Here is a 21,181-nt window from a genome sequence, read left to right on the forward strand (position 1 = left end):
CCTTCGGTGTGCCGGGGGAGCTGTCGTGCCAGGGGACCTCGGACCTGTCAGCGGAACAGCGTGGCTCGTTCGTCCGCCGCCTCCTGGGCGGCCGCCGCGACGACCTCGGCCAGGGCCACGGCCTGGGCGCGCAGGTCGGGGATGGCGCCCACCTCCCACTCCAGCCCCTTGCGGGCGGCCCCCAGCCAGAACAGCCCCTCGAGGACCCGGCCGCTCTCGTCGACCGGGTGGCCCGGCGACACCAGGTCGGCCCCGAGCCCGAGGCGGTGGGGCCGCAGCAGGCCGCGGTCGAGCAGCGCGTCGACCAGCCGGCTCCAGCCCCGTGTGGGCACCGGACGGGGACCGGTGCAGTTGAGGACGAGGTCGAAGTCCGCGGGAACGACCTGGTCAAGGGTGCGCACCACCAGGGTGCCCTGGTCGCGCAGGCGGTCCAGGTGGTGTGCCATCGCCGGGGACATGCGGTGCCGGTGCAGGTCCCAGGTGTGGGCGTAGGTGGCGGCGAACCGCGCCTGGTCCTCAGGCGAGAGCCCGGCCCACAGCTGGTTGGCGAATCCGCGGGCGGCGTCCACCGCGTCGCGCCAGTCGGTGCCGTCGGTGGGCTCCACCACGTGCGCGGTAGGTAGGGCGCCCCGGCGCGAGGCGGCGACGATCTCGGCCCGGGGAAGGAGGTGCTCCAGCTCCACGGCCATGTCCAGCATGGTCAGCCCGGTGCCCAGGAGGAGCACGTTCCGGACGCCGTCCACCCGCGAGCGCCAGTCCGCCTCCCACGGGTCCGGGACGAACCGCTCCCCGAGATCGGCGGCGAGGTGGTCCTGGGGGCGGGGTGGCGGGTTCCCCAGCGCCAGGACGACCCGGTCGGCGCCCAGGCTCGCGCCGGAGGCCAGCTCGGCCCGCCACCTGGCCCCGTCGTCGGCGAGGTCCACCACCTCGTCGCGGGTGCGGCGCAGCGAGGAGCCGGCGGGCACCTCCACCTCCTCGAGCACTGCGGCGAGGTAGTCGCCGTAGATGCGGCGAGAGGGGAAGGAGCGTGCCCCGAGGTCCATGCCGCGCGCTGCGCACCAGCGGATCAGGTGGCCCGGGTCGCCGTCGACGGCGCTGAGCCGCTCGGCGAAGTTGTTGACCGTGTGCCGCGGGTTCTCGGTGCGGTAGGCCAGGCCAGGTCCCGGGCGGGGGGTGCGCTCCACCAGGTGCACGTCGACGGGACTCTCCGCGGTGGTCCGCCGGAACAGGTGGAGGACCGCGATCACCGCGGAGGCGCCGCCGCCGACCACTAGGACCTCCAGCGGCCGGGGACGGGTGCTGCTGCGAAGGACGGTCATGCTGACTCCTGGGTGCCGCGGAGGACCTCAATGGGATAATGTCTACCAAATTACTACACAAGAGCCTTCCCGGCGGAGACTCGCTACCGTGTCGGGATGATCGTCGCTCTGAGCATCAGTCCCGCGTCCGCCGACGAGACCGGAGGGGTCGCCGCCGCGGTCGCCGAGGCCGTCCAGGTGATCCGTGACTCCGGCCTGCCGTGCGAGACCAACTCGATGTTCACCAACATCGAGGGGGAGTGGGACGAGGTGATGGCGGTGGTCAAGGAGGCCGTCTTCAAGGTCGCCGAGGCGTCGCCGCGGGTCGGCCTGGTCCTGAAGGCCGACCTGCGGGCGGGCCACGACTCCGGGGAGCTCGAGGGCAAGGTGCGTCGCCTCGAGGCGCACCTCTCGGAGACGGGCTGAGGGCCGTGGAGACGCTGAGGACCGACTACCTGACCGGGGACGTCGAGCGGGTGCTGGACATCACCGACGACTGCGCCGAGTTCGTGGCCGGCCGCGGGGACGGGCTGCTCCACCTCTTCGTGCCGCACGCCACGGCGGGGCTGGCGATCCTGGAGACCGGCGCGGGTTCCGACGTCGACCTGCTCGCCGCCCTCGGCGACCTGCTCCCCGCCGACGACCGCTGGCGGCACCGGCACGGCTCTCCGGGGCACGGACGCTCCCACGTGATGCCCGCGCTGGTCCCGCCCTACGCGTCGGTCCCGGTCGACGGCGGCCGCCTGGCGCTCGGCACCTGGCAGAGCATCTGCCTGGTCGACCTCAACGTGGACAACGCGGTGCGACAGGTCCGGATGGACTTCCTGCGCGGGTGAGCATCGAACACCTGTTGGGCGTCGCATACCGTTGATACGCACTGCTCAGGCAACGTGCGGTTCGGTCGTAGCGGGTGCGCGGGCTACGGAAGCGTGTTGAAGTAGGCGGGTGGTGGCGCGCACGACCGGCGACGGGTACGCCGACCCGGGCGCGTTCGGTCCGGCGTACGACGCGGCGCTCCGGATCTGTGCGGGGCTGCTGGTCGTCGGCGGGCTGGTCTCCTGGGTCGCCGTGCGGTCGCTCAGAGGTCTCGGTGCACCTCGTCGTTCCGGGGGAGGTCGGGGCTCCGGCTGAGCCGGATCACCGCCACCAGCAGCCCGCCCCACAGGATCAGCATGGCCACCACCATCATCACGATCGCGTCGGCGTTCATCCCTGGACCTCCTCGTCGCCCGTCGCGTCCATCACGCGGTGCTGCTGCCCCAGCTGCGGGCGGCGCTGACCGAGATCGAGCGCAGCGGCCTGGCCGGCGAGATCCGCCCCGAGCAGTACGGCGGCTGCTACCAACCGCGCTTCATCGCCGAGACCGCCAGCCTCTCGCTGCACGCCTTCGGCATCGCGGTCGACCTCAACGTGCCGGGCAACCAGCGGGGCACGGTCGGCGAGATCGACCGGCGGGTGGTGTCGATCTTCGCGAAGTGGGGCTTCGCCTGGGGCGGTCTGTGGGCCTGGACCGACCCGATGCACTTCGCGCTGGCCAGGCTGGTCGAGGTGCGGTGAGGACCGGCTCGGTGCACGGTCCTCACCGCCGACCCGTGCTCAGGACGACCAGGCAGTGACCCACGCGCGCTGGCCGCCGCCCAGGTCGCCCAGGCTGGACCAGGTGACGACCAGACGACCGCGGTCGGCGTCGTGGTCGACGTCGCGCACGAGGCGCTTCTCGCTGGTGTCGCGCCAGACCGGCTTGCCGCCCCAGGTGTAGACGCCCACCGACTCCGACCCGACCAGCACCAGGCGGCGCTCGGGGTCGATCTCCAGCTGGGCGGTGCCGTTCCCGGGGCCGCCGTCGTGCCGGACCACCTTCTTCAGCCGGCCCTTGCTTGACATCAGCCGCACGCTGACGCCGAAGCGGTCGTCGGTGGTGGCGGCGAAGAGGCGGTGACTGCCCGGGTCGACCGCGAGGTCCAGGACGCCCTGGCTCTGGTTGGAGCTCCAGCTGCGGTCGAACGCGAGGCTGCCCGCGGCGTTCCAGGTGGTCAGGGTGCCCAGGTTCTTGGTGCCCTGGTTCTTCTTGCCCTGGTTCTTGGTGCGGACCACCGAGCCACCCACGTGCACCCGGTGGTTGTTCTGGTCGACGGTGATCGCCGCGACCCGCGACTCGAGCGCGCCGCTCCGGTCGCGCACGCGCTTCCACACGCGCTTCCCGGCCGCGTCGTAGGAGACCAGCACCAGGCGCTGCCCCTTCATCGTGCGGTGGGTGCCCGCGACGTACCAGCGCTGGCGGTCCGGGTCGACCGCCACCACCGGCGCCGTGCCAGCGCCGCTGTGGGTGAACGACTTCGACAGGGTCGTCGTGCCGGCCCGGTCCAAGCAGGTGAGGTGCCACGTGGCGGTCGGCTTCCCGCTCCCCGCCCTGCCCTTGGAGCGTGAGGACAGGCACGAGGTGCCGGTACGCGGGTCGACCACCAGCTCGATCAGCTCGCCCTTGCCCACCGCCTCGCGCGTCCAGCCGAGGCTCCCGTCGGACGTCACCGAGTGCACCACCGCCTTGGACGCGGCCGGGTTCACCGACGGCTCCTGGCCCGCCACCACGGTGCGTCCGGCAGCCGGGTCGTAGGCCAGTGCCATGCCCCCGGAGGCCTCCGGGGGCAGCCCCACCTCCCAGAGCGTGGACCCGGTCTCCCCGGAGACGCGACGCAGTCGCTTGTGACCGGGCAGACCGCCGTGGTGGCCGAAGGTGAGCACGTCACCGGTGGTCGGGTCGATCACCGAACCCTGCACCCACACGTCGCCTCCGACGTCCTCCGCACCTGTCCACGCGGACTGCCAGGCGGCTTGGCTCCCGCCGTCGGGCGCGGCGAGCACCGGTCCGGCCAGCGCGACGACAGAGAGGGCTGCTGCGGACGCGGTCGTGGCGGTCAGGGCACGCGCGACCCCGATCCGGGTGGATGGGGCATGACGGGGGCGGAGCGGGTCCATGGGTTTCCTCTCGAGATGTCACTCGCTGGACTTCTTACCGGGTGTGACGCACCGCTTCCCACGTTTGTTGTCGCTGAACCCGAATCTTGTCGCCCGACCCGGATGAGCGACGTGTTGGTGCAGGACGTCAGGAGCTGAACGGTATGCTTCTCGAGCTCGGCCACCTTGTCGGGCATGCCGGCCGCGAGAGCCACGTACAGCCGTGCCCATCCGGGGAACCGCGCGTCGCCTGCGATCGTCTCCAGCGCCGGGGCGGCGTCGTCGAACTCGCACGCGCGTCGCAGCACGCCCGCCAGGCTGGCGCTCAATTCGGCCGCGGGAACGCCGGCGCGGGTGAGCATCGAACACCTGTTCGACGTACGATGACCGGGTGCCCACCTACGTCGCCCCGCCCGGCTGGCCCTCCCAGGTCAGGCCGCCGGACGCGCCCGACTGGGAGCGCACGGCGGTCAACTGGCTCTTCGACATCTGTCCCCCCGAGTACCGCGCCCACCAGGCGCTGCGCCGGCACGTCGTCGTCCTGGCCAGGTTCGCGGTGCTGCAGGTCGAGGCGCAGCAGGCTGCCTGTCGTCGCGGGCTCAGCGAGGCGCGGGCCGACCTGCGCGACGTGGCCGACCTCGACACCGTGGAGGCGGCGGTCGCGACCTGGCAGGCCGAGGAGGCGCGGCTGCTCGGCGTCCGGCGGGCGGTGGGGCTGGTCGAGGAGGCGCTGCGCGGGCGGCGCTTCGTGGCCCGCCTGTAGGTTCGCGCCATGCCGTCCCCCCGCCGCTTCGCCGGCGCGCTGCTCGTCGACCCGCGCGGCTGGCTGCTGCTGCAGGAGCGCGACGAGCACCCGGTGATCGACCCCGAGCGCTGGGGGCTGCCCGGCGGCCACGTGGAGCCCGGCGAGGAGTACCTCGCCGCGGCGCACCGCGAGCTGGCCGAGGAGACCGGGATCGAGCTTCCCGACGGCGCACTGGCCTTCTGGCGGGAGTTCAGCGTCGACCACCGGCACGCCTACGGCACCTTCGACGCGATGCAGGTCTTCGTCGCCCGCACCGGCCTCGGCGACGAGGACGTCGAGTGCCGGGAGGGCCGGCGGATCGTCTTCGTGGAGCCGTCCCGGGCCCGGGACCTGCCCCTGACGGCGGCCGCGGCGGTGATCCTCCCGGCCTTCCTCTCCTCGCCCGTCTACGCCAGCATGAGCCCATGAGCGCAGCCGACCCCCGCCTCACCGTCCACCCCGTCCCCGGGCAGGGTGCCGAGGACGTCCTGGTCACCCCGGAGGGGGACGTCCTCACCGGCACCGAGGACGGTGTCGTCTGGCGGCTGTCGCCGGACGGCGCCCGTCTGGACCGGGTCGCGACGACGGGCGGGCGCCCGCTGGGCCTGGAGCTGATGCCCGACGGTGACCTGCTGGTCTGCGACGCGCGGCGCGGCCTGATGGTGGTCGGCGCCGGCGGCCGGGTCGAGGTGCTCGCCGCCGAGGTGGGCGGCATACCTCTGCGCTTCTGCAACAACGCCGCGGTGCAGGCCGACGGCACGATCTGGTTCAGCGACTCCTCGCAGCACTACGGCATCGAGCGGTGGAAGGACGACTTCGTCCAGGCCACCCGCACCGGACGGCTGCTGCGCCGGGACCCGGACGGGAGGGTGGAGGTGGTGCTGGACGGACTCGCCTTCGCCAACGGGGTGGCGCTGGCTCGGGGCGAGGAGTTCGTCGCCGTCGCGGAGACGGGGGCCCGGACGGTGGTGAGGCACTGGCTCAGCGGCTCGCGGGCGGGCGAGCGCGACCTGCTCTGCCCCGACCTGCCGGGCTACCCCGACAACATCTCCCGCGGCAGCGACGGCCTCATCTGGGTGACGATCGCCAGCCCGCGCGACCCCCTGGTCGAACGGCTGCAGCGTGGCCCGGTCGCCGTACGCCGCCTCGTCACCCGGGTGCCCGAGCGGCTCCAGCCGAAGCCGCGCCGGACCATCCGGATGCAGGCCTACGACGACCAGGGGCGGCTAGTGCACGACCTGGACGTGGACCACCCCGGCTTCCACATGGTCACCGGCGTCCGCGAGCACCTCGGCCGGGTCTGGCTGGGCAGCCTGCACGAGCCGGCGGTCGCCGTCCTGGACCTGACCACCTGACGCACGCCGCGACCCCCAGGAGGAACACATGTCGCAGACCCTGAGTCCCGCCGACGTCGAGGCCGCCGGTCTCGCGGACTGGCGGATGCTCTTCCACGCCCTCCAGACGCGGTACCTGACCGGCGACTACGCCACCGGGCTTGCCCTGGTGGCCGACATCGGGCGCGCTGCCGAGGAGGCCGACCACCATCCCGACCTGGACCTGCGGTACGGCCACCTCAACGTGCGGCTCCACAGCCACGACGCCGGCGGGGTCACCGGGCGTGACGTGCGCCTGGCCCGGCGGATCAGCGAGCTCGCGGCCGCCCACGGGGCCGGCGCGGCGCCCCACCGTCTCTCCGCGGTCGAGGTGGGCCTCGACACCCCGGACCGGGAGGCGGTCGCGCCGTTCTGGCGAGCGGTGCTGGCGATGACCAGCCCGTCGGACGACGACGAGGTCCGCGACGACTCCGCCGACCTGCCGCGGCTGTGGTTCCAGGCCAGCGGGGGAGAGGAGCCCCGGCAGCGGTTCCACCTGGACGTGATGGTCCCGGCCGAGCAGGCCCGGGCCCGGATCGAGGCCGCGCTGGCGGCCGGTGGCGTGCTGGTCGACGACGGGAACGCCCCCACCTTCACGGTGCTGGCCGACCCCGAGGGGAACCGGGTGTGCGTGTGCACGATGGAGGGTCGCGACGGCTGACGGCCCTGCTGGGGTCTTCCCCTAGACTCGATCCTCGGACCGGTGGACTCCACCAGCACCGGTCCAGACCACCGCAGCACCCCCGTCAGGAAGCGAAGGACCATGGCCCACCTGGAGTCGATCTCCACACCGCGGGATCTCCGGGACCTCGACGACGCCGAGCTCGCCGAGCTGGCCTCCGAGATCCGCGACTTCCTGGTCGCCACCTGCTCCCGGACCGGTGGCCACCTGGGCCCCAACCTCGGCGTGGTGGAGCTGACCATGGCCATCCACCGGGTCTTCGACAGTCCCCGCGACCGTGTCGTCTTCGACACCGGCCACCAGACCTACGTGCACAAGCTGCTCACCGGACGGGTCGCGGGCTTCGACAAGCTGCGCCAGGAGGGCGGGCTCAGCGGCTACCCGAGTCGCGCCGAGTCCGAGCACGACATCGTGGAGAACTCCCACGCCTCCACGGCGCTCAGCTATGCCGACGGGCTGGCCAAGGCCTACCGGATCCGCGGCGAGGACCGGCACGTCGTGGCGGTGATCGGCGACGGCGCCCTGACCGGCGGGATGGCCTGGGAGGCCCTCAACAACATCGCCATCGCCCAGGACAGCCGGCTGGTGATCGTGGTCAACGACAACGAGCGCTCCTACACCCCGACCATCGGCGGGCTGGCCACCGCGCTCACGAGCCTGCGCACCAACCCCCGCTACGAGCAGGTCCTCGACCTGGTCAAGCGCCGTCTCACCGCCGTCAAGGGCGTGGGCCCGGCCGCCTACGACGCCCTGCACGCGATGAAGAAGGGCATGAAGGACGCCCTGGCGCCCCAGGGCCTCTTCGAGGACCTCGGCCTCAAGTACGTCGGCCCCATCGACGGGCACGACCGGGCCGCGGTGGAGCAGGCGCTGAGCCAGGCCAAGAAGTTCAACGGCCCGGTCATCGTGCACGCGCTGACCAAGAAGGGGTTCGGCTACCAGGCCGCGATGGCGCACGAGGCCGACCAGTTCCACGCCCCTCGCCCCTTCGACGTGGAGACCGGCGAGGAGCACCCCACCGGCCGCATCTGGACCGACCACTTCGCCGAGGAGATGGTCCGCATCGGCGAGCGGCGCAGCGACGTGGTCGCGCTGACCGCGGCGATGATGCACCCCGTCGGGCTCGACCACTTCGAGCGCCGCTTCCCCGAGCGGACCTTCGACGTCGGCATCGCCGAGCAGCACGCGGTCACCTCGGCCGCCGGGCTGGCGATGGGTGGCCTGCACCCGGTCTTCGCCGTCTACGCGACCTTCCTCAACCGTGCCTTCGACCAAGTGCTGATGGACGTGGCGCTGCACCGGTGCGGCGTCACCTTCGCGCTGGACCGCAGCGGGGTCACCGGCGACGACGGCGCCAGCCACAACGGCATGTGGGACATGTCGATCCTGCAGGTCGTCCCGGGCCTGCGGCTGGCCGCGCCGCGGGACGCCGCCCGCCTGCGCGAGCTGCTCAACGAGGCCATCGACGTCAAGGACGCGCCCACCGTGGTCCGCTTTCCCAAGGGGCCGCCGCCGGCGGACCTGGAGGCGGTCGGCAAGGCCGGCGGCGCCGACCTGATGGTCCGCAAGGGCACCAAGGACGTGCTGGTGGTCGCCGTGGGCTCGATGGTCGAGGTGGCGGTCGACGTGGCGGACCGGCTGGTCGCCCAGGGCATCGGCGTCACCGTGGTGGACCCGCGCTGGGTCAAGCCCGTCGACCCGGCGATCGTCCAGCTCGCCCGGGAGCATGGCCTGGTGGTCAGCGTCGAGGACAACGGCGTGGTGGGCGGCTGCGGCTCGGTCCTGCTGCAGACCCTCAACGCCGAGGGCGTCACGACTCCCGTGCGGTTGCACGGCATCCCGCAGGAGTTCCTGGACCACGCCAAGCGCGCGGTGATCCTCTCCCGGATCGGGCTGGACGCGCAGTCGCTCGCCCGGTCGATCGTGGAGGAGGTCACGGCCACCGATCCGGAGGGCTCGCTGGTGGAGGCCGACAACACCCCCTGAACGCCCCGGCGCCGCGGTGGGACCATCGACCTACCGGCGCGTAACCCCTAGCGTCGAAGCGTGGGAGTCATGCGCCGCAAGCCGGTGGAGCAGTCCATCGCGGAGACCGAGGAGCCGGAGCACCGGCTGAAGAAGAACCTGAGCGCCCTGGACCTGATGGTCTTCGGGGTCGGCGTGATCATCGGCGCCGGGATCTTCGTGGTGACCGGCACGGTCGCCAAGACCAACAGCGGTCCCGCGATCACCTTGTCCTTCCTCATCGCCGGGCTGGCCTGCGGTCTGGCCGCCCTCTGCTACGCGGAGTTCGCCTCGACCGTCCCGGTCGCCGGCAGTGCCTACACGTTCAGCTACGCCACCTTCGGCGAGCTGGTGGCCTGGATCATCGGATGGGACCTGGCGCTGGAGTTCACCATCGGGGCGGCGGCGCTGGCGACGAGCTTCTCCGGCTACTACCAGGAGGTGGTGGCCGGCAGCTTCCTGGAGGTGCCCACCGGGGTCGCCTCCGCCGCCGAGGGGTTCGTCGACCTCCCGGCCGTGGTGATCTCGCTGGTGGTCACGGTCGTGCTGATCCTCGGCATCAAGTTCTCCAGCCGGGTCAACCAGGTCGTGGTGGCCATCAAGCTGCTGGTCGTCGCGGCCGTGCTGATCTTCGGCTTCTCCCACATCAAGGCCTCCAACTACGTCCCGTTCATCCCCGAGTCGAAGCCGGCGCCTGCGGGCAGCGGGGGCTTCCTCGACAGCACGCTGATCAGCACCCTCACGGGCGCCGAGCCGGCGGTCTACGGGCTCGCGGGGGTGATCGCCGGCGCCGCGATCGTCTTCTTCGCCTTCCTCGGCTTCGACATCGTCGCGACCACCGCGGAGGAGACGCGCAACCCGCAGCGGGACATCCCGCGCGGGATCATCGGCTCCCTGGTGATCGTGACCGTCCTCTACATCGCCGTCAGCCTGGTGGTCACCGGGATGCAGCCCTACGAGCAGATCGACGAGAACGACGCCGCGCCACTCGCCACCGCCTTCGACGCCGTCGGGATGGAGTGGATGGGCCGGCTGATCGCCATCGGTGCCTGCATCGGCCTCATCGTGGTGGTGATGATCCTGATGCTCGGACAGACCCGGGTCGGCTTCGCGATGGCCCGTGACGGCCTGCTGCCCGGCGTCCTGGCCAAGGTGCACCCGTCCTTCGGCACGCCGTACGTCTTCACCGCGATCACCGGCGTGGCGGTCGCCGGGATCAGCGGCTTCGTCGAGCTGGACACCCTGGTCAACCTGGTCAGCATCGGCGCCCTCTTCGCCTTCGTGCTGGTGAGCCTGGGCGTGGTGCTGCTGCGGCGTCAGCGGCCGGACCTGCCCCGGGCCTTCCGGACGCCGCTGGTCTACGTGGTGAGCCCGGCCTCGGTGCTGCTGTGCGCCTACCTGATGCTCAACCTGACCGGGGCCACGTGGGTGCGGTTCCTGGCCTGGATGGCGCTGGGCCTGGTCGTCTACCTCCTCTACGGGCGGACCCACTCCCGCCTGGCCCGCGCCGCGGCCGAGCACGCCGGCTGAGACGCCCCGGAGGAGTGCCACAGGAACGACGAGGGCGTCCGACCCGCAGGTCGGACGCCCTCGTGCTCAGCGCCGGCTGACGCCGGCGGTACCGCTCAGTGGAAACGCTTGCCGTTGACCTTCTCCGAGATGCCGGAGGAGTCGAGCAGCATGGTCAGGCCGCCGTTCCAGAACGAGAAGCCGGCGCCGGTGATCATCGCCAGGTCCAGGTCCTCGGGAGCCACGGCGACACCCTCGTCGAGCATCAGGCGGGCCTCCTCGGCCAGCCCGGAGAGCGCAGCCTCGCGCAGCTCCTCCTTGCTCAGCTCGACCGGGTTCTCCGGCTTCTCCTGCAGCGCCTTGATCTCCGGGTCGATGGAGAGGTCGGGCAGGTAGAACGAGGACTTCTTCTCCGCCACGACCCGCTCCAGCAGCGGCGAGACGTAGAACCGGTCGGGGAACGCCTTGACCAGGGTCTCGTTGTTGTGGAGCGCGATCGCCGGGCCGACGAGGCCGAGCAGCATGAACGGCGGCATCGGGGCGATGCCGGCGAACGCGGCGTCCGCGGTCTCGATCGGGGTGCCGGCGTCGACCGCCTTGGCGACCTCGCCCAGGAAGCGGCCGAGGAGGCGGTTGACGATGAACGACGGGCTGTCCTTGACCAGGATGCAGGTCTTCTTCAGGCCCTTGCCGGTGGCGAAGGCCGTCGCCAGGGTGGCGTCGTCGGTGGCGTCGCCCTTGACGATCTCGAGCAGCGGCATGATCGCGACCGGGTTGAAGAAGTGGAAGCCCACGACCCGCTCGGGGTGCTGCAGCTCGGCGGCCATCTCGGTGATGGACAGCGACGAGGTGTTGGTCGCCAGCACGCACTCGGGGGAGACGACCTTCTCCACGTCGGCGAAGACCGACTTCTTGACCGACATCTCCTCGAAGACGGCCTCGATCACGAAGTCGGCGCCGGCGAAGGCGGTCTCCTTGTCGGCCGAGCCCGAGACCAGCGACTTGAGCCGGTTGGCCTTGTCCTGGCTGATCCGGCCCTTGCCCAGCAGCTTGTCGATCTCGGCGGTGACGTAGTCGACGCCCTTCTGCGCCCGCTCCTCGTCCAGGTCGGTGAGGACCACCGGCACCTCGAGGCGGCGGGCGAAGAGCAGCGCCATCTGCGAGGCCATCAGGCCCGCGCCGACGATGCCGACCTTGGTGACCTTGCGGGCCAGGGACTTGTCCGGCGCCCCCGCGGGACGCTTGGCCCGCTTCTGCACCAGGTCGAAGGAGTAGAGGCTGGCCAGCAGCTCGGGCGTCCTGGACATGTCCTCCAGGCCCTGGTCCTCGGCCGCGAATCCCTCCTCGCGGGTCGAGGTGCGAGCCGCCTCGAGCAGCTCGACCACGCGCTGCGCCGCCGGGGAGGCACCGCCCGTCTTGGCGAGCACGATGCCCTTGGCCCGCGCGACGGCGGCGTCCCAGCCGGCGCCGCGGTCGACCTCGGGACGCTCCACGACCACCTTGCCGGTGAGCACGTCCGCGGCCCAGAGCATCGACTGCTCCAGGTAGTCGGCGCCGGAGAAGACCGCGTCGGCGATGCCGAGCTCGTAGGCCTTCTTGCCGCCGACGACCTTGCCGTTGTTGAGCGGGTTCTCCACCATCACGGTGACGGCGTTGTCGGCCCCGATCAGGTTGGGCAGCAGCCACGCGCCGCCCCAGCCGGGGACCAGGCCGAGCATGACCTCGGGCAGGCCGAGGGCCGGCGCGGAGTCCATCACGGTGCGGTAGGTGCAGTGCAGCGCCACCTCGAGGCCACCGCCGAGGGCGAGGCCGTTGATGAAGCCGAAGGAGGGCTTGCCGCCCTCGCCCAGCTTGCGGAAGACGCCGTGGCCGAGCTCGGCGATCAGGCGGACGCCGTCGGGGCCACCGGCGGAGATCCCGGAGAGGTCGGCCCCGGCCGCGAGGATGAACGGCTTGCCGGTCACGCCCAGCGCGGTGATCTCGTCGTCGCCCAGCGCCGCGTCGATCGCCTCGTTGAGCGAGATCAGGCTCTTGAAGCCGAACGTGTTGGGCCGGGTGTGGTCCAGCCCGTTGTCCAGGGTGATCAGGCCCAGGACGCCGGCGTCACCCGGCAGGGTGACCTTGCGGAGCTTGGCGTGCGTCACGACCTCGTTCTCGGGGGCGAGGGACGCGGCCTTCTCGATCAGGGTGCTCAGGTCGGACATCAGGCCTTCTCTCCGTTCCAGTGCGGGTTCTCCCAGACGATGGTCCCGCCCATGCCGATGCCGACGCACATGGTCGTGATGCCGTAGCGGGCCTCGGGGCGCTCCTCGAACGCAGCTGCGAGCTGGTTCATCAGGCGCACGCCGGAGGAGGCGAGCGGGTGACCCATGGCGATCGCACCGCCGTAGGGGTTGACGCGCGGGTCGTCGTCGGCGATGCCGTAGTGGTCGAGCAGCGCGAGGACCTGGACGGCGAACGCCTCGTTGATCTCGAAGGCGTCGATGTCGTCGATGGTCAGGCCCGCCTGCTTGAGCGCCTTCTCCGTCGACGGGATCGGGCCCGCGCCCATCACCTCGGGCTCGACGCCCACGAAGGAGTAGGAGACCAGGCGCATCTTGACCGGCAGGCCCAGCTCCTTGGCGGTCTCCTCGTCGGCGAGGATCGCCGCGGTGGCGCCGTCGTTGATGCCCGAGGCGTTGCCGGCGGTCACGTTGCCGTGCGCGCGGAACGGGGTCTTGAGGCCCGCGAGGGTCTCCATGGAGGTCTGCGGGCGCGGCGCCTCGTCGGCCAGGGCCAGGCCCCAGCCCTCCTCGGCCGAGCGCGTGGCGACCGGCACCAGGTCGGGCTGGATCTTGCCTGCGGCGTAGGCCTCGGCGGTGCGCTGCTGGCTCCGCACGGCGAACGCGTCGGCGCGCTCCTTGGTGATCGCGGGGTAGCGGTCGTGCAGGTTCTCGGCGGTCTTGCCCATCACCAGCGCGTCGGGGTCGACGATCTTCTCGGAGATGATCCGCGGGTTGGGGTCGACGCCCTCACCCATGGGGTGGCGGCCCATGTGCTCGACACCGCCGGCGATCACCACGTCGTAGGAGCCGAAGGCGATGCCGCCGGCGGTGGTCGTCACCGCGGTCATCGCACCGGCGCACATGCGGTCGATGGAGTAGCCGGGGGTGGTGTTGGGCAGGCCGGCCAGCAAGGCGGCGGTGCGCCCCATCGTCAGGCCCTGGTCGCCGATCTGCGTGGTGGCCGCGATGGCGACCTCGTCGACCCGCTCCGGGGGGAGCGAGGGGTTGCGCCGCATGAGCTCGCGGATGCACTTGATGACGAGGTCGTCGGCACGGGTCTCGGCGTACTGGCCCTTGGCCTTGCCGAACGGCGTGCGCACGCCGTCGACGAAGACGACCTCTCGCAACTGTCGGGGCACGAAGTCTCCTAGTGGTGTGGGTGTCCCGGTCGTAGTCCGGGCGAAGTAATGTTACCTCCCGGTAACAAATTGGGCAGGGGGTCCCCCCGTGTGCCCGTGATCACGTCGTCTCGCGCTGCCCGCGACGCCGGGCCGCGGGGCAGCATAGGCTGACGCCATGCCTGACGCCCCGAACCGCCTGGTGCACATCGTCGACGACGTGCCGGAGCTCGAGGGGGTCCACGAGCTCACCATGGTCGTGGTGCTCTCCGGGTTCCTCGATGCGGGGCAGTCGGCCGAGGTGGCCGTGCAGCACCTGCGTGAGCTGGGCGAGGGCCCGGTGGTGGCCACCTTCGACGTCGACCAGCTCCACGACTACCGCGCCCGGCGCCCCCCGATCGCCTTCGTCGAGGACCACTACGAGGGCTTCGAGGCCCCCCGGCTCTCGGTGCGGCTGATGCGGGACTCCGGCCAGACACCCTTCCTCCTGCTGTCCGGGCCGGAGCCCGACATCCGGTGGGAGGGCTTCGCGCTGGCCGTCCGCGAGGTCGTCACCCGGCTGGGCGTCACCCGGGTGGTGAGCCTGGGCTCGGTGCCGATGGCGGTGCCGCACACGCGTCCCATCGCCGTCACCCACCACGCCAACGAGCCGGGCCTGCTGACCGGGCGGAGCCCGTGGCGCGGCGAGCTGCGGGTGCCCTCGAGTGCCCAGGCGCTGCTCGAGGTCCGCCTGGGGGAGTGGCAGCACCCCGCCCTGGGGTACGTCGCCCACGTGCCGCACTACCTGGCCCAGATGGAGTACCCGCCGGCCTCGCTGACCCTCCTGGAGAACCTGGAGATCGGCGGCCGGCTGACCATCGACCTGACTTCGGTGCGCCGGGCCGCGGAGGAGTGCGAGGAGGAGATCGCGCGCTACCTGAGCAGCCACGAGGAGGTGCGCGACGTCGTCGTGGCGCTCGAGCAGCAGTACGACTCCTTCCAGCGCGCCGAGGAGTCGGGCGCCTCGCTGCTGGCCGCGAACGAGCCGCTGCCCACCGCGGAGGACCTAGGGCAGCAGTTCGAGCAGTTCCTGGCCGGTCTGGACCACCCCGACAGCGACCCGGGGCAGGCCTAGTGCCCGGGTCCGCGGCGGAGCTGCTGGAGCTCCTGGACCTGGAGCATCTCGACGTCGACCTCTTCCGCGGGCGCCAGCCCGACACCCGGCGACAGCGGGTCTTCGGTGGCCAGGTCGCCGCCCAGGCGCTGCTGGCCGGATCTCGCAGCGTGGAGGCGCCCTTCGCGCTGCACTCCCTGCACTCCTACTTCCTGCGCCCCGGCGACACGGCGGTGCCGATCCTCTACGACGTCGAGCGCATCCGCGACGGCCGCACCTTCGTCTCCCGCCGGGTGGTGGCCCGCCAGCACGGGCGCCCGATCTACTACCAGACCTGCAGCTTCCAGGTGCCCGAGGAGGGCTTCGACCACCAGGAGGCCATGCCTGCGGTCCCGCCGCCCGCGGAGGCGGTCCCGCTGGCGTCGCTGATGGGCCGCCGGGGCGACGAGCAGGCCGAGGAGTGGCGCCGCGAGTGGGCCGCCCTGGACGTGCGCTACGTCGGGACCTCCCGGCGCGGGCTCGAGCCCGACCCCAGCCGGCCGGCGGTGGCGCGCGCCTGGGTCCGGGTCGACGGCGAGCTGCCCGACGTCCCCTTCATCCAGCAGGCCGCGCTGCTCTACGGCACCGACCTCACGCTGCTCGGAGTCACCCTGATGCCCCACGGCGTCAACATCGACTCCGCCGACCTCCGGCCGGCCTCGCTCGACCACACGGTGTGGTTCCACCGGCCCGGCCGTGCCGACCGGTGGTGGCTCTACGACCAGCACTCGCCCTCCGCGTCGGGCGGGCGCGGCCTGGCCCTGGCCAGCGTCTTCGCCGAGGACGGGACGCTGCTGGCGACCGTCGCCCAGGAAGGGCTGATCCGCCGCCTACGCTAGCCGCGGCCATTACCATCACATCGATGTAATTCGTGGGAAGAGGCGACAGACACGCCGAACGCGTGTTTATCTGTGTGCGCTTCCGTGGCAGTTGAGCCCTTGCGTGGCATGCGGGTCCCGTGGGACTCGAGTGTCGGTGAGTGCCTCACCGCGGACGCTCCCCCTACGTCCAAGGCGGTCACCTGTGCTCCTCTCCTCGCGTCCCAGCCGTCGTGCCCGCTCTGCCGTCGCCCTGGCCGCGCTGGCCGCGCTGGTGGTCTCCTCCGCCGGGCTGGCGGCCTCCGCCCAGATCTCGGAGCCGAGCAAGCGGCTCGCCGTCCCGGTGACGTCCTTCCGGATGCCGTTCACCTGCGCCCAGGAGTGGAGCGCGGGCACCCGCGCCCGGCACTCGCCGAGCCAGCACGCGGTGGACTTCAACCGGAGCAAGGACCTGGGCAAGGCGGTGGTGGCCGCGGCGCCCGGCCGGGTGACCATCGCCAACCAGCGCAACGCCCGCGGCTACGGCAAGCACGTCGTGATCGACCACGGGAACTTCGAGACCACGACCTACGCCCACCTGCGCAACGTCTTCGTCACCGTCGGCTCCAGCGTCGACCAGGGCACCTTGATCGGCGCCGTCGGCAGCACCGGGAACAGCACCGGGCCGCACCTGCACTTCGAGCAGAAGGTCGGCCGCGACGTCGTCCCGGCACACTTCACCGGCATCCCGCTCGGCTACGGCACCGTCGCCTCGACCAACTGCGTCGACGTCCCGATGTCCGCCAACCTGACCGGGGAGCGCCCGGCGGAGCTCGCGGTCTTCCGGCGGACCGCCAAGAGCGACTTCGTGGTCCACCAGCCCGACGGCCTCGCCCCCCTGGTGCTGCGCTTCGGTGCCGGCACCGACGAACCGCTCCTCGGCGACTGGGACGGCAACGGGACCGCGGAGCCGGGGGTGTGGAACCCCCGGGGGCGGATGTTCAAGCTGGGCGGCCCGGCCGGGACCACGCAGTTCCGGTTCGGCGTCCGCGGCGACCGGCCGGTGGTGGGGGACTGGGACGGCGACGGGCGCTCCGACGTGGGCGTCTTCCGGCCGAGCGCGGCTGCCTTCTTCCTGCGCCACGCCACCGGGGAGGTCGAGACGATCGCGTGGGGCGACCGCGACGACCTGCCGGTGACCGGTGACTGGAACGGCGACGGGCGCACCGACGTGGGCGTCTACGACCGCGGTCTGCTGCTCTTCACCCTGCGACACCCGGACGCCACCGGGACGCCGGTCGCCGCCTCGGTGCCGTTCGGCTACCCGGGAGACCTTCCGGTGACGGGGGACTGGGACGGCAATGGCGTGACCGACGTCGGCTCGTGGACCCCGTCGACGGCCGTCTTCAACCTCGCCCAGACGCCCCTCGACGCCGCCGCGGCCCGCACCGTGTCCACGGTGCAGTTCGGGCAGCCCCGCTGAGTCAGCCCCGGTCGGCTCTCGGACCGGACCTCAGAGGGCGACGGCCCGGCCCACCAGGTGGGGTGCGGAGTCACGGGTGCTCATCAGCGAGAAGCTCCACTCCGAGCGGTCGCCCTCCAGGCCGAAGGCGACCTGGCCGGGCAGGAAGATCGGCTTGCGGAACGAGACCTCGACCCGCACGGCGTCGGGCAGCCGGTTCTCGATGGCAGCCAGGCTCCGGGCCTTGGACCACATGCCGTGGGCGATCTGCCGCTTGAAGCCGAGCGCGCGGGCGGTGAGGGGGTAGAGGTGGATCGGGTTGAGGTCGCCCGAGACGGCCGCGTACCGGCGGCCCAGGTCTGCGGGGAGGTTCCACCCGGCGCGCCCCTGCGGCACCCGGGGCAGGTCGAGTCCCCGGGCCGCGTCCTCCTGGCCGCGCCCGCGGCGCAGGTAGGTGGAGACCGACTCCCACACCACGTCGTCGCCGGAGCTCACGGACGTCACGAAGTCCAGCAGGGTGCCCTTGGGGTGCGGGCGGGGCGGGCGCACCGAGGTGGTGGCGCCCAGCAGCTCCCCGTGGCCGATCGGGCGGTGCGAGGTGATGGTGTTCTCCAGGTGCACCGTGCCGATGGCTGGCCACGGGAACTCCGGGCTGCTCATGATCTCCATGTGCAGGTCGAAGGCGAGCAGGTGCGGGTAGGTGAGCGGCACGGTGTCGCGCCGCGGGAAGCCGCAGACCCGCGCGTACGCCGCCACGTGGTCGGGGTCCAGGGCCCGCACCGGACCGGTGCGGGCCATCCCGTCGAAGGAGTCGACAGGGGCCTTGCGGACCCCCGGCAGCTGGTTGACGCCCGGCACGGCGGGCAGGGCGACCCTGGCCAGGCTGAGCACGCCGGACACCTCAGGCCCCCAGCATCATCTGGCCGCAGACCCGCACCACGTTGCCGTTGACCGCGGTCGAGGCCGGGGAGGCGAACCACGCGATCGTCTCGGCGACGTCGACCGGCAGGCCGCCCTGGCTCATGGCGTTGAGCCGCTGACCGACCTCGCGGGTGGCGAAGGGGACGGCCGCGGTCATCTGGGTGACGATGAAGCCGGGCGCCACCGCGTTGACGGTGATCCCGTCCTCGAGCTCGTCGGCGAGGCTGTCGACGAGGCCGATCACGCCGGCCTTGGAGGCGGCGTAGTTGGTCTGCCCGACGTTGCCGGCGATCCCGGCGATGGAGGCGACGCCGATGATCCGCCCGTTGTCGTTGACCACGCCCTGCTCGAGCAGCTCCCGGGTGATGAGCTCGGGGGCCAGCAGGTTGACCGCGATCACGCTCTCCCAGCGGTCCGCGGCCATGTTGGCCAATTTCTTGTCGCGGGTGATGCCGGCGTTGTGCACCACGACGTCCACCCCGCCGTGCTGCTCGCGCAGGTGGTGGGCGATCCGCTGCGGGGCGTCGGAGTGGGTGATGTCGAGGCTGAGGTGGTCACCGCCGAGCTCGGCCATCAGGGTCTGCAGGTCGCTCGCGGCCTGGGGCACGTCGACGCCGACGACGGTGGCACCGTCGCGGTGCAGGACCCTGGCGATCTGCTCGCCGATGCCCCGGCTGGCGCCGGTGACCAGGGCGACCTTGCCGGCCAACGGCTTCTCCCAGTCGGGAACCGGGGCGGCGTCCTTGCTGCCGTGGGCGCCGATCCGCACCACCTGGCCCGAGACGTAGGCCGACTTGGGGGAGAGCAGGAACGCCAGCGTGGACTCGGTCGCGGCCTCCGCGCCCGGCGACACGTAGACCAGCTGGGAGGTGCCGCCGCGCCCGATCTCCTTGCCCAGGGAGCGGGTGAACCCCTCCAGGGCGCGCTGCGTCACCCGCTCGCTGCCCTCGAGCTCCTCCGGAGGGGTGCCGAGCACCACCACCCGCGGGCAGGAGGCGAGGCGTCGCATCAGGGGGGTGAAGAAGTCGCGCAGGGCCACGAGGTCGCCCGGCTCGGTGAGCCCGGTCGCGTCGAAGACCAGGCCCTTGTACGTCGTCCCCTCCTGGTCCTGGGAGAGCGTGGCGACGCCCAGGCCGTCCAGCAGCTTGGGCAGCTGGTCTGCCAGCCGGCCGCGGCCTCCGACGAGCACGGTGCCGTCCACCAGCGGGGCGCCCTCGGTCCACCGCTCCAGCCTGGCCGGGCTGGGGAGGCCGAGGTTCTTGACGAGCAGCTTGCCGAAGGGGGTGGAGACGAAGCCCTGGTAACGGTCGCTCATGTCGCGAGTGCCTTTCGGTGGTGGGACGCATCGGTGGGCAGCCGCGGTCACCGGCGCCGTGGATAGACTGCCTCACATGTAACTCCAGGTGTAACTCTGCGTCCAGATTTCGTGACCTTGCCCTCATCGGGTTCCGGCCCGGGCCGGCAGGCGGAAGGATGGGACGCCGCGAGTCACCGCACCACGCAGGTTCCGCGACCCCGACCCGCCAACCCCGCACCACTCCACGCCAACTCCAGGAGCACCAGATGCAGGCCCAGACCCGCCGCGTCGCCGTCATCGGCGGCAACCGGATCCCCTTCGCGCGTTCCAACGGCGTCTACGCCGACGTCTCCAACCAGGAGATGCTCACCGCCGCGATCGACGGCCTGGTCACCCGCTTCGGCCTGGAGGGCCAGCGGGTCGGCGAGGTGGTGGCCGGTGCCGTGCTCAAGCACGCCCGCGACTTCAACCTGACGCGCGAGTGCGTGCTGGGCTCCAAGCTGGACCCGGGCACCCCCGCCACCGACATCCAGCAGGCCTGCGGCACCGGCCTGCAGGCGGTCATCCAGGTCGCCAACAAGATCGCCCTGGGGCAGATCGACGTGGGCATCGCCGGTGGCTCCGACACCACCTCCGACGCGCCGGTGGCGATCAGCGACAAGCTCCGCAAGAAGCTGATGAAGGTGAACTCCGCCAAGGACCTGAAGGGGCGGCTCACCGCGCTCGGCCAGATCCGGCCCGGCGACATCGGCCTCGACATCCCGCAGAACGGCGAGCCTCGGACCGGCAAGTCGATGGGCGAGCACGCGGCCCTCACCGCGCTGGAGTGGCGGGTGGGTCGCGAGGAGCAGGACGAGCTTGCCGCGCGCTCCCACCAGAACCTCGCCCGCTCCTACGACGAGGGGTTCCAGGACGACCTGGTCACGCCCTTCCGCGGCGTCGAGCGCGACACCAACATGCGGGCCGACTCGACCCCCGAGAAGCTCGCGAAGCTCAAGCCGGTCTTCGGCAAGGGTGCTGCGGCGACGATGACCGCGGGCAACTCCACCCCGCTCAGCGACGGCGCCTCGGCGGTCCTCCTGGCCTCCGAGGAGTGGGCGAAGGAGCGCGGGCTCCCGGTGCTGGCCTACCTCACGGCCCACGAGACCGCGGCGGTCGACTACATGCACGGCCACGAGGGGCTGCTGATGGCGCCCGCCTACGCGGTCGCCCGGATGCTGGAGCGCGAGGGCCTGACCCTGCAGGACTTCGACTACTACGAGATCCACGAGGCGTTCGCCTCCCAGGTCCTCTCCACGCTCAAGGCCTGGGAGGACCCGGTCTTCTGCAAGGAGCGCCTGGGCCTGGACGCCCCGCTGGGCTCCATCGACCGCGACAAGCTCAACGTCAACGGCTCCTCGCTGGCCGCCGCCCACCCCTTCGCCGCCACCGGCGGCCGCATCGTCCCGGTGCTCGCCAAGCTGCTCGACGCCAAGGGCTCCGGCCGCGGTCTCATCTCGATCTGCGCGGCCGGCGGCCAGGGCGTCGTCGCGATCCTGGAGAAGCCCGCGTCGTAGTCGGCGCATGCCACGGGCCTCGGCTGGGC

At 72.0% G+C, this 21,181-nt stretch carries 20 protein-coding genes; 13 read left to right on the forward strand and 7 right to left on the reverse strand.

Features of this window, described 5'->3' with window-relative positions:
• Positions 1 to 47: 47 nt before the first annotated feature.
• On the reverse strand, positions 48 to 1,319 hold the full coding sequence (locus AC4BG9_RS05850) for an FAD/NAD(P)-binding protein (protein ID WP_490570135.1): 1,272 nt from the start codon (positions 1,317 to 1,319) through the stop codon (positions 48 to 50).
• A gap of 96 nt (positions 1,320 to 1,415) precedes the next feature.
• On the opposite strand from AC4BG9_RS05850, the gene AC4BG9_RS05855 reads away from it, so the two are divergent.
• Together AC4BG9_RS05855 and AC4BG9_RS05860 are read left to right on the forward strand one after the other, a co-directional pair.
• Entirely contained in the window at positions 1,416 to 1,724 is a 309-nt protein-coding gene (locus AC4BG9_RS05855; RefSeq protein ID WP_490570136.1) for a thiamine-binding protein, read from the forward strand.
• A gap of 5 nt (positions 1,725 to 1,729) precedes the next feature.
• On the forward strand, positions 1,730 to 2,134 hold the full coding sequence (locus AC4BG9_RS05860) for a YjbQ family protein (RefSeq protein ID WP_490570137.1): 405 nt from the start codon (positions 1,730 to 1,732) through the stop codon (positions 2,132 to 2,134).
• 242 nt (positions 2,135 to 2,376) lie between these two features.
• On the opposite strand, the gene AC4BG9_RS05865 is transcribed toward AC4BG9_RS05860, so the two are convergent.
• Positions 2,377 to 2,508, reverse strand: coding sequence for a methionine/alanine import family NSS transporter small subunit (locus tag AC4BG9_RS05865; protein ID WP_490570138.1), 132 nt, complete (start codon positions 2,506 to 2,508; stop codon positions 2,377 to 2,379).
• Between the two features lie 38 nt (positions 2,509 to 2,546).
• Between AC4BG9_RS05865 and AC4BG9_RS05870 the strand changes: the two genes are divergently transcribed.
• The gene (locus AC4BG9_RS05870; protein ID WP_490570139.1) at positions 2,547 to 2,855 is read left to right on the forward strand and encodes a M15 family metallopeptidase; all 309 of its coding nucleotides are present in this window, start codon (positions 2,547 to 2,549) and stop codon (positions 2,853 to 2,855) included.
• 39 nt (positions 2,856 to 2,894) lie between these two features.
• Here AC4BG9_RS05870 and AC4BG9_RS05875 read toward each other — a convergent pair whose 3' ends face one another.
• Complete coding sequence (locus tag AC4BG9_RS05875; protein ID WP_490570140.1) at positions 2,895 to 4,274, reverse strand: hypothetical protein; 1,380 nt, start codon at positions 4,272 to 4,274, stop codon at positions 2,895 to 2,897.
• Between the two features lie 370 nt (positions 4,275 to 4,644).
• Here AC4BG9_RS05875 and AC4BG9_RS05880 point away from each other — a divergent pair, with 370 nt between their 5' ends.
• The 6 genes from AC4BG9_RS05880 to AC4BG9_RS05905 all read left to right on the forward strand — a co-directional run bounded on the left by AC4BG9_RS05880 (position 4,645) and on the right by AC4BG9_RS05905 (position 10,626).
• Entirely contained in the window at positions 4,645 to 5,016 is a 372-nt protein-coding gene (locus AC4BG9_RS05880; RefSeq protein ID WP_490570141.1) for a hypothetical protein, read from the forward strand.
• A gap of 9 nt (positions 5,017 to 5,025) precedes the next feature.
• Positions 5,026 to 5,466, forward strand: coding sequence for an NUDIX domain-containing protein (locus AC4BG9_RS05885; RefSeq protein ID WP_490570142.1), 441 nt, complete (start codon positions 5,026 to 5,028; stop codon positions 5,464 to 5,466).
• Positions 5,463 to 6,392 carry an SMP-30/gluconolactonase/LRE family protein gene (locus AC4BG9_RS05890; RefSeq protein ID WP_490570143.1) on the forward strand — a complete coding sequence of 310 codons (930 nt, stop codon included), beginning with the start codon at positions 5,463 to 5,465 and terminating at the stop codon, positions 6,390 to 6,392. The genes AC4BG9_RS05885 and AC4BG9_RS05890 overlap by 4 nt, the downstream gene beginning before the upstream one ends.
• A gap of 28 nt (positions 6,393 to 6,420) precedes the next feature.
• Positions 6,421 to 7,071 (forward strand): 4a-hydroxytetrahydrobiopterin dehydratase, encoded by a 651-nt coding sequence (locus AC4BG9_RS05895; protein ID WP_490570144.1) that lies wholly within the window; start codon positions 6,421 to 6,423, stop codon positions 7,069 to 7,071.
• Positions 7,072 to 7,173: 102 nt separating this feature from the next.
• A complete protein-coding gene (gene dxs, locus AC4BG9_RS05900) occupies positions 7,174 to 9,078 on the forward strand; it encodes a 1-deoxy-D-xylulose-5-phosphate synthase (RefSeq protein WP_490570145.1) in 1,905 nt (634 codons plus the stop codon).
• A 69-nt stretch (positions 9,079 to 9,147) separates the two neighbouring features.
• Positions 9,148 to 10,626, forward strand: a complete 1,479-nt coding sequence (locus AC4BG9_RS05905; protein WP_490570225.1) for an amino acid permease — start codon at positions 9,148 to 9,150, stop codon at positions 10,624 to 10,626.
• A 95-nt stretch (positions 10,627 to 10,721) separates the two neighbouring features.
• Here the strand turns inward: AC4BG9_RS05905 and AC4BG9_RS05910 are convergent, their stop codons facing one another.
• Positions 10,722 to 12,809: a 3-hydroxyacyl-CoA dehydrogenase NAD-binding domain-containing protein gene (locus AC4BG9_RS05910; RefSeq protein WP_490570146.1), complete on the reverse strand. Its 2,088-nt coding sequence runs from the start codon at positions 12,807 to 12,809 to the stop codon at positions 10,722 to 10,724.
• Positions 12,809 to 14,008 (reverse strand): thiolase family protein, encoded by a 1,200-nt coding sequence (locus AC4BG9_RS05915; protein ID WP_490570147.1) that lies wholly within the window; start codon positions 14,006 to 14,008, stop codon positions 12,809 to 12,811. Before AC4BG9_RS05915 ends, AC4BG9_RS05910 begins: the two co-directional genes overlap by 1 nt.
• 157 nt (positions 14,009 to 14,165) lie before the next feature.
• On the opposite strand from AC4BG9_RS05915, the gene AC4BG9_RS05920 reads away from it, so the two are divergent.
• From AC4BG9_RS05920 to AC4BG9_RS05930, 3 genes are all read left to right on the forward strand, one after another.
• Positions 14,166 to 15,101: a proteasome assembly chaperone family protein gene (locus tag AC4BG9_RS05920; RefSeq protein ID WP_490570148.1), complete on the forward strand. Its 936-nt coding sequence runs from the start codon at positions 14,166 to 14,168 to the stop codon at positions 15,099 to 15,101.
• Entirely contained in the window at positions 15,101 to 15,958 is an 858-nt protein-coding gene (locus AC4BG9_RS05925) for an acyl-CoA thioesterase (protein WP_490570149.1), read from the forward strand. The genes AC4BG9_RS05920 and AC4BG9_RS05925 overlap by 1 nt, the downstream gene beginning before the upstream one ends.
• A gap of 184 nt (positions 15,959 to 16,142) precedes the next feature.
• Positions 16,143 to 17,399 carry a peptidoglycan DD-metalloendopeptidase family protein gene (locus AC4BG9_RS05930; protein WP_490570150.1) on the forward strand — a complete coding sequence of 419 codons (1,257 nt, stop codon included), beginning with the start codon at positions 16,143 to 16,145 and terminating at the stop codon, positions 17,397 to 17,399.
• A 30-nt stretch (positions 17,400 to 17,429) separates the two neighbouring features.
• Here the strand turns inward: AC4BG9_RS05930 and AC4BG9_RS05935 are convergent, their stop codons facing one another.
• Both AC4BG9_RS05935 and AC4BG9_RS05940 read right to left on the reverse strand, forming a co-directional pair.
• Positions 17,430 to 18,278: a MaoC family dehydratase gene (locus AC4BG9_RS05935; RefSeq protein ID WP_490570151.1), complete on the reverse strand. Its 849-nt coding sequence runs from the start codon at positions 18,276 to 18,278 to the stop codon at positions 17,430 to 17,432.
• A 1-nt stretch (position 18,279) separates the two neighbouring features.
• Positions 18,280 to 19,614, reverse strand: a complete 1,335-nt coding sequence (locus AC4BG9_RS05940; protein WP_490570152.1) for a 3-oxoacyl-ACP reductase — start codon at positions 19,612 to 19,614, stop codon at positions 18,280 to 18,282.
• 248 nt (positions 19,615 to 19,862) lie between these two features.
• Between AC4BG9_RS05940 and AC4BG9_RS05945 the strand changes: the two genes are divergently transcribed.
• Positions 19,863 to 21,152: an acetyl-CoA C-acetyltransferase gene (locus AC4BG9_RS05945; protein WP_490570153.1), complete on the forward strand. Its 1,290-nt coding sequence runs from the start codon at positions 19,863 to 19,865 to the stop codon at positions 21,150 to 21,152.
• Positions 21,153 to 21,181 lie beyond the last annotated feature (29 nt).

The organism is Nocardioides sp. Z40_12, assembly GCF_058215795.1.